Origin of the sequence: Marinobacterium mangrovicola, from assembly GCF_004339595.1 — a bacterium.
GTDB lineage: Bacteria > Pseudomonadota > Gammaproteobacteria > Pseudomonadales > Balneatricaceae > Marinobacterium_D > Marinobacterium_D mangrovicola.
The window spans coordinates 444,910-458,029 of sequence record NZ_SMFU01000009.1 but is presented as its reverse complement, the minus strand read 5'-3'; the positions used below and the strand labels follow the sequence as shown (position 1 = coordinate 458,029).

Here is a 13,120-nt window from a genome sequence, read left to right as displayed (position 1 = left end):
AATGCCACCGGCCTTTTTCCGTTATTTGTAGACAACAAATTTAACGGTATAACAGCCCGCCATTCGGCCGGCTGGCTTCTCAACCTAGGTGCACATGCTGGGGAACACTGATGGCTTATTCATACACTGAGAAGAAACGCATACGTAAGAATTTCGGTAAGCTGCCGCAGGTCATGGATGTGCCATATCTGCTTGCGATCCAGCTCGATTCTTACCGCAAGTTTCTGCAAGCGGGCTCCGACCAGGCGGAGGGGCGCAAGGACGAAGGGCTGCACGCTGCATTCAATTCTGTATTCCCGATCGTTTCCTATTCCGGAAACGCAGCGCTGGAATACGCCGGTTACCGCCTCGGTGAACCCGTTTTTGACGTCAATGAATGTCAACAGCGTGGTGTGACCTATGCTGCTCCGCTGCGCGTAAAAGTACGCCTGATTATCTACGATCGTGATTCCTCTACCAAAGCGATCAAGGATATCAAAGAGCAGGAAGTCTACATGGGCGAAATGCCCCTGATGACTGAAAACGGTACCTTCGTTGTTAACGGTACCGAGCGCGTTATCGTATCGCAGCTGCACCGCTCACCGGGTGTGTTCTTTGACCATGACAAGGGTAAGACCCATTCGTCTGGCAAACTGCTTTACTCCGCACGAATTATTCCGTATCGCGGTTCCTGGCTCGATTTCGAGTTCGATCCGAAGGACGCTCTGTTCGTTCGTATCGACCGTCGCCGTAAGCTGCCGGCTACTATCCTGCTGCGCGCACTCGGCTACCAGGCTGAAGAGATCCTCGATACCTTCTTTGAAAACACCGGCTGGAACCTGGAGAACGATCAGATCTGGATGGACCTGATCCCAGAGCGTCTGCGCGGTGAAACCATGACCTTCGAGATCAAGGATCCTGAAGGTAAGACCATTGTGGAAGCGGGTCGTCGTATCACTCCGCGCCACATCCGCCAGATGCAGCAGGCGGGTATGCAGCAGCTGAATACTCCGGCTGAATACCTGATCGGCAAAGCGCTGGCGAAGGACCTGATCGATCCGTCTACTGGTGAAGTGTTCGCTCCGTGCAACACCGAAGTCACCGAAGACCTGATCGCCAAGATCCAGGCTGCTGGCATCGATCGCGTTGAGACGCTGTACACCAACGATCTCGACTGTGGTCCGTTTATCTCCGATACCCTGCGTATTGACCCGACCCGCAACCAGCTGGAAGCGTTGGTCGAGATCTACCGCATGATGCGCCCGGGCGAGCCGCCGACCAAAGAGTCCGCGGAAGGTCTGTTCGAGAACCTCTTCTTCTCCGAAGAGCGTTACGACCTGTCTGCCGTTGGTCGCATGAAGTTCAACCGCCGTCTGGGCCGTCCTGAAGAGACAGGTTCCGGCATCCTGGATAAGGATGACATTCTGGCGGTCATGAAGACATTGATCGAGATCCGTAACGGTCAGGGCGTTGTCGATGATATCGACCACCTGGGTAACCGTCGTATCCGTTCTGTCGGTGAAATGGCCGAGAACCAGTTCCGTGTCGGTCTGGTCCGTGTCGAGCGTGCCGTCCGTGAGCGTCTGTCCATGGCGGAAGCCGACAACCTGATGCCGCAGGATCTGATCAACGCCAAGCCGGTTGCTGCTGCAATCAAAGAGTTCTTTGGTTCTTCCCAGCTGTCCCAGTTCATGGACCAGAACAACCCGCTGTCTGAGATCACGCACAAGCGTCGTGTCTCTGCACTGGGCCCGGGTGGTCTGACCCGTGAACGCGCAGGCTTTGAAGTTCGAGACGTACATCCGACCCACTACGGTCGCGTATGTCCGATCGAGACCCCTGAAGGTCCGAACATCGGTCTGATCAACTCGCTGGCCGTATTTGCCCGCACCAACGACTATGGCTTCCTCGAGACGCCGTACCGTCGCGTGACTGATGGCAAGGTAAGCGACGATATCGATTACCTGTCTGCTATCGAAGAGAGCAAGTACGTTATCGCCCAGGCTTCCGCTGCCATGAACGAGCAGATGGAGCTGACCGACGAGCTGGTAGCTGTCCGTCACATGAACGAATTCACCGTTACGCCGGCTGAAAACGTTCAGTACATGGACGTGTCTCCGCGTCAGGTAGTATCCGTTGCGGCTTCTCTGATCCCGTTCCTGGAACACGATGACGCGAACCGTGCATTGATGGGTTCCAACATGCAGCGTCAGGCTGTACCGACTCTGCGCGCCGAGAAGCCGCTGGTAGGTACCGGTCTTGAGCGCAACGTGGCCCAGGACTCCGGTGTCTGTGTCGTTGCCCGTCGTGGTGGTGTGATCGAGTCTGTCGATGCCAGCCGTGTCGTAGTGCGTGTGCGCGATGAAGAAGTTGAAGCTGGCGACGCCGGTGTCGACATCTACAACCTGACCAAGTACACCCGCTCCAACCAGAACACCTGTATCAACCAGCGCGCCATCGTGCGTCCTGGCGAAACCGTGCAGCGTGGCGACGTGATGGCTGACGGCCCGTCCGTTGATATGGGTGAACTGGCCCTGGGTCAGAACATGCGTATCGCGTTCATGCCGTGGAACGGTTACAACTTCGAGGATTCCATCCTCATCTCTGAGCGTGTGGTTCAGGAAGATCGTTTCACCACCATCCACATTCAGGAACTGACCTGTGTGGCGCGTGACACCAAGCTGGGGCCTGAGGAAATTACTTCCGATATCCCGAACGTGGGTGAAGCCGCTCTGGCGAAGCTGGATGAGTCCGGTATCGTTCACATCGGTGCTGAAGTAGGCCCGGGTGACATCCTGGTTGGTAAGGTAACGCCGAAGGGCGAAACCCAGCTGACCCCGGAAGAGAAGCTGCTGCGTGCGATCTTCGGTGAGAAGGCGTCCGACGTTAAGGACACCTCCCTGCGCGTTAAGACCGGTACCCTGGGTAAGGTTATCGACGTTCAGGTCTTCACCCGTGACGGTGTTGCCAAGGATGAGCGTGCGCTCTCCATCGAGAAGTCCGAGCTGGATGCTATCCGCAAGGACCTCAACGAAGAGCTGCGTATCGTTGAGCAGGCAGTGTTCGAGCGTCTCGAACGCACCCTGGTTGGTCTGAAGGCTGACGGCGGCGCAGGTCTGAAGAAGGGTGACGAGATCACCTCCGAGTTCCTGCACACCCTGAAGAAGTCTGACTGGTTCAAGATCCGTGTAGCGGACGAGGCCGCTCAGGAGATGCTGGAACTGGCACAGAAGCAGCTGGAAGAGCGTAGCGAGAATCTGGACAAGCGTTTCGAAGACAAGAAACGCAAGCTGCAGACTGGTGACGATCTGGCGCCGGGCGTACTGAAGATCGTCAAGGTTTACGTGGCTACCAAGCGTCGCGTACAGCCGGGTGACAAGATGGCCGGTCGTCACGGTAACAAGGGTGTTATCTCCGTTATCATGCCGGTCGAAGACATGCCGTACGACGAGCATGGCGAGCCTGTGGATATCGTGCTGAACCCGCTGGGTGTACCGTCGCGTATGAACGTCGGTCAGATCCTCGAAACCCACCTGGGTATGGCTGCTACCGGTCTGGGTCGCAAGATCAACGTGATGCTGGACAAAGAGCGCGCCAAGGCTGAAACCGTGCAGGAAGTGCGTGGTTTCCTCGGCGAGATCTACAACGGTGTTCACGGTGAACTGGAGTGCTCCCGTAAGGAAGCGCTGGACAGCTTCAGCGATGATGAAGTTATCGAACTGGCCAATAACCTGAAGCGCGGCGTACCGCTGGCAACACCGGTATTCGACGGTGCCAAGGAAGCCGAGATCAAGGCGCTGCTGCGTCTGGCAGATCTCGACGACTCCGGTCAGTTCACTCTGTACGACGGCCGTACCGGCGATCAATTCGACCGTTCGGTGACTGTCGGCTACATGTATATGCTGAAACTGAACCACCTGGTCGACGACAAGATGCACGCGCGTTCTACCGGTTCCTACAGTCTGGTTACTCAGCAGCCGCTGGGTGGTAAGGCGCAGTTCGGTGGCCAGCGCTTCGGTGAGATGGAGGTCTGGGCGCTGGAAGCATACGGCGCAGCCTACACTCTGCAGGAGATGCTGACCGTTAAGTCGGACGACGTGAACGGCCGTACGAAGATGTACAAGAACATCGTCGATGGCGATCACAGAATGGAACCGGGTATGCCGGAATCGTTCAACGTGTTGATCAAGGAGATCCGCTCTCTCGGTATCGATATCGAGCTCGAGAGCGAGTAAGTCCCTAACGATCACCAGCCGATGTTCCCTAGTCGCGGGGGACATCGGCGCTGAGAACTCCGCGTAGGAGCTATAGACAATGAAAGATCTGCTGAATCTGCTGAAGTCCCAGGGCCCGTCCGACGAGTTTGATTCCATTCGAATCTCGCTGGCCTCGCCGGAGATGATCCGTTCCTGGTCTTACGGTGAAGTGAAAAAGCCGGAGACCATCAACTACCGTACGTTCAAGCCTGAGCGTGACGGTCTGTTCTGTGCCAAGATCTTTGGCCCGATCAAGGACTACGAGTGCCTGTGCGGTAAGTACAAGCGCATGAAGCACCGTGGTGTTATCTGTGAGAAGTGTGGCGTCGAAGTCACCATGACCAAGGTGCGTCGTGAGCGCATGGGTCATATCGAGCTGGCTTCTCCGGTTGCGCATATCTGGTTCCTGAAGTCGCTGCCGTCCCGCATCGGTCTGATGCTGGATATGACGCTGCGCGATATCGAGCGCGTGCTGTATTTCGAATCTTTCGTCGTGATCGATCCGGGTATGACTACGCTTGAACGTGGCCAGATGCTCAACGACGAACAGTACTTCGAAGCGCTGGAAGAGTTCGGTGACGAATTCGACGCGCGTATGGGTGCTGAAGCTGTCAAAGAGCTGCTCGTATCCATCGACCTGGAAGAAGAGATCCAGCGTCTGCGTGAAGAGATCCCGCAGACCAACTCTGAAACCAAGCTGAAGAAGCTGTCCAAGCGTCTTAAGCTGATCGAAGCGTTCCACAAGTCCGGTAACGATCCGCAGTGGATGATCATGGAAGTACTGCCGGTACTGCCGCCTGATCTGCGTCCGCTGGTACCGCTGGACGGCGGTCGGTTTGCGACTTCTGACCTGAACGACCTGTACCGCCGCGTTATCAACCGTAACAACCGTCTGAAGCGTCTGCTGGACCTCAATGCGCCGGATATCATCGTGCGCAACGAGAAGCGCATGCTGCAGGAATCCGTTGATGCGCTGCTGGATAACGGTCGTCGCGGTCGTGCGATCACCGGTTCCAACAAGCGCCCGCTGAAATCCCTGGCTGACATGATCAAGGGTAAGCAGGGTCGTTTCCGTCAGAACCTGCTCGGTAAGCGTGTCGACTACTCCGGTCGTTCCGTTATCGTGGTCGGTCCGTACCTGCGTCTGCATCAGTGCGGTCTGCCGAAGAAAATGGCGCTGGAACTGTTCAAGCCGTTCATCTTCTCCAAGCTTGAGCTGCGTGGCTATGCCACCACCATCAAAGCTGCCAAGAAGATGGTCGAGCGCGAAGAGCCGCTGGTCTGGGATATCCTCGACGAAGTGATTCGTGAGCACCCGGTTCTGCTGAACCGTGCACCGACGCTGCACCGTCTCGGTATCCAGGCATTTGAGCCGGTACTGATCGAAGGTAAGGCGATCCAGCTGCACCCGCTGGTGTGTGCTGCGTACAACGCCGACTTTGACGGTGACCAGATGGCTGTTCACGTACCGCTGACGCTGGAAGCCCAGCTGGAAGCGCGTGCGCTGATGATGTCCACCAACAACATCCTGTCACCGGCGAACGGTGAGCCTATCATCGTACCGTCTCAGGACGTGGTACTGGGTCTGTACTACATGACCCGTGAGCGCGTTGCTGCTCAGGGTGAAGGCATGATGTTCTCCGACATCAAGGAAGTGCAGCGTGCATATGGTGCTGGCCAGGTTCACCTTCAGGCTCGTATCAAGGTACGTATCCACGAAACTATTCGTGATATCGAAGGTAACGTAGAGAAGCGTTACGGACTGCAGGAGACCACCGTTGGTCGTGCCATGCTGTTCGATATCGTGCCGGCTGGCCTGCCGTTCGAGCTGGTTAACCAGGCAATGAAGAAAAAGGCGATCTCTCGCCTGTTGAACGAGGCTTATCGTCGCTGTGGTCTGAAAGATACCGTTATCTTCGCTGACCAGCTGATGTACATGGGCTTCCGTCAGGCAACCGTGTCCGGCGCTTCCATCGGTGTTAACGACTTCGTTATCCCGGACGAGAAGGTTGGCATCATCGCCGAAGCCGACGCAGAAGTTAAAGAGATCGAGCGTCAGTTCGGTGACGGCCTGGTAACTCAGGGCGAGAAGTACAACAAGGTTGTGGATATCTGGTCCCGCGCTAACGAAGTGCTGGCCAAGAAGATGATGGACAACCTGAAGGTCGATCTGGTCACCAACTCTGAAGGCGTTGCTGTAGAGCAGGAGTCTTTCAACTCCGTCTACATGATGGCCGACTCCGGTGCGCGTGGTAGCGCCGCTCAGATCCGTCAGCTGGCGGGTATGCGTGGTCTGATGGCGAAGCCGGATGGCTCTATCATCGAAACGCCGATCGTGGCGAACTTCCGTGAAGGTCTGAACGTACTCCAGTACTTCATCTCGACCCACGGTGCTCGTAAAGGTCTGGCGGATACCGCACTAAAAACTGCGAACTCCGGTTACCTGACTCGTCGTCTGGTCGACGTGGCGCAGGACGTGGTGATCACCGAAAACGATTGTGGCACCGACGAAGGTATGGTCGTGCAGCCGATGATCGAAGGCGGCGATATCGTTGTACCGCTGGGTGAGCGAGTGCTGGGTCGTGTCGTAGCCGATGACGTCCTCAACCCTGCGGGTGACGATGTACTGATTCCGTCTGGAACGCTGATCGATGAAGCCTGGGTTGCGCGCCTCGAAAACGAAGAAGCGTACAGCAGCATCGATGAGATCAAGGTGCGCTCTCCGATCACCTGTCAGTCCCGTCACGGTATCTGTTCGTCCTGTTACGGTCGTGACCTGGGTCGCGGTCATCAGGTGAACATCGGTGAATCTGTCGGTGTTATCGCTGCGCAGTCCATCGGTGAGCCGGGTACACAGCTGACCATGCGTACGTTCCACATCGGTGGTGCGGCATCCCGAGCTGCGGCGGTGGATAGCATCCAGGTTAAGAACGGCGGTACCGTACGTCTGCATAACCTGAAGTACGTAGAACGTACAGACAGCACCATCGTGGCGACTTCTCGTTCCGGTGAGCTGGGTGTGACCGATGAGCACGGCCGTGAGCGCGAGCGCTACAAGCTGCCGTACGGCGCGATCATCAAGGTGCGCGACGGCGACTTCGTTGAGCCCGGCGCGATCGTTGCGAACTGGGACCCGCATACCCACCCGATCATCACCGAGGTGGCTGGTCGACTGCAGTTCGTGGGCATGGAAGACGGTATCACCATCAAGCGTCAGACAGATGAGCTGACCGGTCTGTCCACCATCGAGGTTCTCGATGCGAAGGATCGTCCGCAGGCGGGTAAAGATATCCGTCCGATGATCAAGCTGGTTGATGCCAACGGTAACGACGTGTTCCTCGCGGGCACCGAGATGCCTGCGCAGTACCTGCTGCCGGCCAAGTCCATCGTTACCTTGAACGATGCGTCCGAAGTACAGATCGGTGACATCCTGGCGCGTCTGCCGCAGGAAGGCACCGTCAACAAGGACATCACCGGTGGTCTGCCGCGCGTTGCCGACCTGTTCGAAGCGCGTAAGCCGAAAGAATCTGCAGTACTGGCTGAAGTCTCCGGTACCGTAACCTTCGGTAAGGAGACCAAGGGCAAGCGTCGTATCGTGATCACTCCGCAGGATGGTTCCGATCCGCACGAAACGATGATTCAGAAGTGGCGTAACCTGAACGTATTCGAAGGTGAAACCGTGGAGAAGGGTGAGGTTATCTCCGATGGCCCGTCCAACGCTCACGATATCCTGCGAGTACTGGGTGTACCTGCTCTGGCCAACTACATCGTCAGCGAGATCCAGGACGTTTACCGTCTGCAGGGTGTAGGTATCAACGATAAGCACATCGAGACCATCGTGCGTCAGATGCTGCGTAAGGTTGAGATTACCGAAACCGGCGATTCCAGCCTGATCCAGGGTGAGCAGGTCGAGTACGCCGCGGTTGTTGAAGAGAACGAACGACTGGAAGCTGAAGGCAAAATGCCGGCGAAGTTCGATCGTGTACTGCTGGGTATCACCAAGGCATCTCTGGCGACCGAGTCCTTCATCTCCGCGGCCTCCTTCCAGGAGACAACCCGCGTACTGACCGAAGGTGCGGTAACTGGCAAGAAAGACTACCTGCGTGGTCTGAAAGAAAACGTGGTCGTGGGTCGTCTGATCCCGGCCGGTACTGGTCTGGCGTATCACAACGAGCGTAAGCGCAAGCGTGCTACCCAGGGCGGTGAAGGCGTTACTGTCAGCGCAGAAGAAGTTCAGCAGGCTCTGACCGAGGCTCTGAACGCTTCTATCAACGACACTGAGTAAAAACTGCTCAAAATTTGACGTCTTGGGTCGGAATTGATTAAAATTCCGGCCCTTTCGCGACTGGGCTCGAAAACGGGCCCGGTCTTTTTAGTATGGTGCTAATAAACCAAACGTGGAGTTTGCTTAATGGCAACAATTAACCAGCTGGTGCGCAAGCCGCGCAAGCGTGCTGTACAGAAGAGCGACGTTCCGGCGCTCCAGGCATGCCCCCAGCGTCGTGGCGTATGTACTCGTGTGTACACCACTACCCCGAAGAAACCGAACTCGGCACTGCGTAAAGTCTGCCGTGTGCGTCTGACCAACGGTTACGAAGTATCTTCCTACATCGGTGGTGAAGGTCATAACCTGCAGGAGCACTCTGTAGTTCTGATCCGTGGCGGTCGTGTAAAGGACCTCCCGGGTGTGCGTTACCACACTGTTCGTGGTTCCCTGGACTGCTCCGGTGTTAACGGCCGTAAACAGGGTCGTTCCAAGTACGGTGCTAAACGTCCGAAGTCTTAATCCCTCGTTAGACGGCGAGGCTTTGCCAGTCAGGTGCCCGAAGAAACCGGCCCTAAGCTGTTTGGCTAACCCGAAAGACGATAAGAGTAAGGCCAGGTGTCATAAGACATCCTGATGAACCTGAAGACCTTTTACAATTTTAGAGGGCTTATCAATGCCTAGAAGACGCGTTGCTGCGAAGCGTGAAATCCTGCCGGATCCTAAATTCGGTAACATTACCCTGGCAAAATTTATCAACCATCTGATGGTCAGCGGCAAAAAGTCCGTCGCTGAACGCATCGTGTATGGCGCACTGAGCAAGGTCGAAGAGCGCACCAAAGGTGACGCACTCGAACTGTTTGACAAGGCGCTCGAAACTGTCCAGCCGGCTGTGGAAGTTAAGTCCCGCCGTGTTGGTGGTGCTACCTACCAGGTCCCCGTTGAAGTTCGCCCGTCCCGCCGCACAGCTCTGGCTATGCGCTGGCTGGTTGACGCTGCACGCAAGCGTGGTGAGAAATCCATGTCTCTGCGTCTGGCCGGTGAACTGATCGACGCGGCTGAAGGCCGTGGTGCTGCTGTCAAGAAACGCGAAGACGTGCATCGTATGGCTGAAGCCAACAAGGCTTTCGCCCACTATCGCTTCTAAACATCAGAGGAATCTGTCGTGGCTCGTAAAACTCCTATCGAGCGCTACCGTAATATCGGTATTTGCGCTCACGTAGACGCCGGCAAAACCACCACTACCGAGCGTGTCCTGTTCTACACAGGCCTGTCTCACAAGATCGGTGAAGTGCATGAAGGTGCGGCTACCATGGACTGGATGGAGCAGGAGCAGGAGCGTGGTATCACTATCACCTCCGCTGCCACCACCTGTTTCTGGCAGGGCATGAACCAGCAGTTCGACCAGCACCGCGTAAACATCATCGATACTCCGGGACACGTTGACTTCACTATCGAAGTAGAACGTTCCCTGCGTGTGCTTGATGGCGCCGTTGTTGTTCTGTGTGCTTCCTCTGGTGTTCAGCCGCAGACCGAGACTGTATGGCGTCAGGCCAACAAGTATGAAGTTCCCCGTATGGTATTCGTCAACAAGATGGACCGTGCCGGCGCTGACTTCTACATGGTTGAAAGCCAGCTGAAGAACCGTCTGGGTGCTACCGCTGTTCCGGTCAACCTGCCGATCGGTGCTGAAGACGACTTCAAAGGTGTTGTTGACCTGGTTGTCATGAAGGCGATCTGGTGGAACGAAGACGACATGGGTATGACCTACGAACTGGGTGATATTCCTGCCGAACTTCAGGCTAAAGCAGAAGAATACCGTGAGCACATGGTAGAAGCGGCTGCTGAAGCTAACGAAGAGCTGATGGAAAAATACCTCGAAGAGGGTGACCTCAGCGTTGAAGAGATCAAGGCTGGCCTGCGTGCCCGTACCCTGGCTAACGAAGTTGTTCTGATGCTGGCTGGTTCCGCATTCAAGAACAAAGGCGTTCAGGCAGTGCTGGATGCGGTTGTCGAATACCTGCCGTCGCCGGTAGAAGTTAAGGCGATCGAAGGTACTCTCGATGACGCGGCTGAAACTGTTGCGACTCGTGAAGCCGACGACAGCGCGCCGTTCTCGTCACTGGCGTTCAAGATCGCTACCGACCCGTTCGTTGGTACCCTGACCTTTATCCGTGTCTACTCTGGTGTGCTGAACTCCGGCGACAGCGTCTACAATTCTGTGAAGCAGAAGAAAGAACGCGTAGGTCGTATGGTTCAGATGCACGCTAACAGCCGTGAAGAGATCAAAGAAGTGCTGGCAGGCGACATCGCTGCACTGATCGGTCTGAAGGACGTCACCACTGGTGATACCCTGTGCGACCTGGATAACAAGATTGTCCTCGAGCGCATGGAATTCCCGGATCCGGTTATCTCCGTAGCGGTTGAGCCGAAGTCCAAAGCGGACCAGGAAAAAATGGGTATCGCTCTGGGCAAGCTGGCTCAGGAAGACCCCTCTTTCCGCGTTGAAACCGACGAGGAAACCGGCCAGACCATTATCTCTGGTATGGGTGAGCTTCACCTGGACATCATCGTCGACCGTATGCGTCGTGAGTTCAAGGTAGAAGCAAACATCGGTAAGCCGCAGGTTGCTTACCGCGAGAAGATCCGTAAGCCGGTTGTGGCTAACCACAAGTTTGCCCGTCAGTCCGGTGGTCGCGGTCAGTACGGCCACGTTGTCGTTGAGTTCTCTCCGTCCGATGAGGAAGGGTTGGAATTCGTCAGCGAAATCGTTGGTGGTTCTATTCCGAAGGAATACATCCCGGCGGTTCAGAAAGGTATCGAAGAACAGATGCAGAACGGCGTTATCGCGGGCTACCCGCTGATCGGCCTGAAAGCACGTCTGTACGACGGTTCTTTCCATGAAGTTGACTCCAACGAGATGGCGTTTAAAATCGCGGCATCCCAGGCGCTCAAGAAATACGCGATGGAAGCCAGCCCCTGTCTGCTGGAACCGATCATGAAGGTCGAAGTCGTGACACCTGAGGAATACATGGGTGACGTGATGGGTGACCTGAACCGTCGTCGTGGTCTGGTGCAGGGTATGGAAGACAGCACATCCGGTAAGGTGATTAACGCCGAAGTGCCGCTGGGTGAAATGTTCGGTTACGCAACCGATCTGCGCTCCGCGTCTCAGGGTCGTGCTACCTATTCTATGGAGTTCAAAGGCTATGCCGAAGCTCCGCAGAATATTGCCGAAGCTGTAACTAAGCAGAACTAATTTAAGCCTAATTGCTTGATTTAAGAGGATATACTCGTGGCTAAAGAAGCTTTTTCCCGTAGCAAGCCGCACGTAAACGTCGGCACTATCGGTCACGTTGACCATGGTAAAACCACTCTGACCGCTGCGCTGACTCGCGTGTGTGCAGAAGTTTGGGGCGGCGCTGCCGTTGCTTTTGACGGTATCGACAAGGCACCGGAAGAGCGTGATCGTGGTATCACCATCAACACTTCTCACGTTGAGTACGAGTCCCCGACTCGCCACTACGCGCACGTTGACTGCCCGGGACACGCCGACTACGTCAAGAACATGATCACCGGTGCTGCTCAGATGGACGGCGCTATCCTGGTATGTTCCGCAGCTGACGGCCCCATGCCGCAGACTCGTGAGCACATCCTGCTGTCCCGTCAGGTTGGCGTACCGTACATCGTTGTCTTCCTGAACAAGGCAGACATGGTTGATGACGAAGAGCTGCTCGAGCTGGTCGAAATGGAAGTCCGCGAACTTCTGGACAACTACGACTTCCCGGGTGACGACACTCCGATCATCACCGGTTCCGCACTGATGGCGCTGAACGGCGAAGACGACAAAGAAATGGGTACTACCGCTGTTAAGAAGCTGGTTGAAACCCTGGACGAATACATCCCGGAACCGGAGCGTGCGGTAGACCTGCCGTTCCTGATGCCGATCGAGGACGTATTCTCTATCTCTGGTCGTGGTACCGTTGTTACCGGTCGTATCGAGCGTGGCATCCTGAAAACTGGCGACGAAATCGAAATCGTTGGTATCAAGGACACCACCAAGACTACCTGTACTGGTGTTGAGATGTTCCGCAAGCTGCTGGACGAAGGTCGTGCAGGCGAGAATGTTGGTGCGCTGCTGCGTGGTACCAAGCGTGACGAAGTTGAGCGTGGTCAGGTCCTGGCTAAGCCGGGTTCCATCACTCCGCACACTGGCTTCGAAGGCGAAGTATACGTACTGAGCAAAGAAGAAGGCGGTCGTCACACTCCGTTCTTCAAAGGCTACCGTCCGCAGTTCTACTTCCGTACTACCGATATCACTGGTGCGGTTGAGCTGCCGGAAGGCGTTGAGATGGTAATGCCGGGCGACAACGTCCAGATGAACGTTACCCTGATCAACCCGATCGCGATGGAAGAAGGTCTGCGCTTCGCTATCCGTGAAGGCGGCCGTACTGTTGGTGCTGGCGTGGTTTCTAAAATCACTGCTTAATCCAATAAGCTGATCGCTTAGAAAAGGCCCTCATTCGAGGGCCTTTTTGTTGTCCCGCCGAAATCGCAGCGCTCTCTACTGCGTATTGATCAAAATTTGTACCTTTCTTGTTGACGCTGGCTCAGCCCCTGA

At 55.9% G+C, this 13,120-nt stretch carries 6 protein-coding genes; all 6 read left to right on the top strand.

Going from position 1 to position 13,120, the window contains the following annotated elements; translation table 11 throughout:
- Positions 1 to 110 precede the first annotated feature (110 nt).
- The 6 genes from rpoB to tuf all read left to right on the top strand — a co-directional run bounded on the left by rpoB (position 111) and on the right by tuf (position 12,988).
- Positions 111 to 4,214, top strand: coding sequence for a DNA-directed RNA polymerase subunit beta (gene rpoB, locus CLV83_RS14565; RefSeq protein WP_132293786.1), 4,104 nt, complete (start codon positions 111 to 113; stop codon positions 4,212 to 4,214).
- A gap of 79 nt (positions 4,215 to 4,293) precedes the next feature.
- On the top strand, positions 4,294 to 8,520 hold the full coding sequence (gene rpoC, locus CLV83_RS14560) for a DNA-directed RNA polymerase subunit beta' (protein ID WP_132293783.1): 4,227 nt from the start codon (positions 4,294 to 4,296) through the stop codon (positions 8,518 to 8,520).
- A gap of 126 nt (positions 8,521 to 8,646) precedes the next feature.
- Positions 8,647 to 9,021, top strand: coding sequence for a 30S ribosomal protein S12 (rpsL, locus tag CLV83_RS14555; RefSeq protein ID WP_027855536.1), 375 nt, complete (start codon positions 8,647 to 8,649; stop codon positions 9,019 to 9,021).
- Positions 9,022 to 9,175: 154 nt separating this feature from the next.
- Complete coding sequence (gene rpsG, locus CLV83_RS14550) at positions 9,176 to 9,646, top strand: 30S ribosomal protein S7 (RefSeq protein WP_132293780.1); 471 nt, start codon at positions 9,176 to 9,178, stop codon at positions 9,644 to 9,646.
- A gap of 18 nt (positions 9,647 to 9,664) precedes the next feature.
- On the top strand, positions 9,665 to 11,758 hold the full coding sequence (gene fusA, locus CLV83_RS14545) for an elongation factor G (protein WP_132293777.1): 2,094 nt from the start codon (positions 9,665 to 9,667) through the stop codon (positions 11,756 to 11,758).
- A 36-nt stretch (positions 11,759 to 11,794) separates the two neighbouring features.
- The gene (tuf, locus tag CLV83_RS14540; protein WP_132293774.1) at positions 11,795 to 12,988 is read left to right on the top strand and encodes an elongation factor Tu; all 1,194 of its coding nucleotides are present in this window, start codon (positions 11,795 to 11,797) and stop codon (positions 12,986 to 12,988) included.
- Positions 12,989 to 13,120 lie beyond the last annotated feature (132 nt).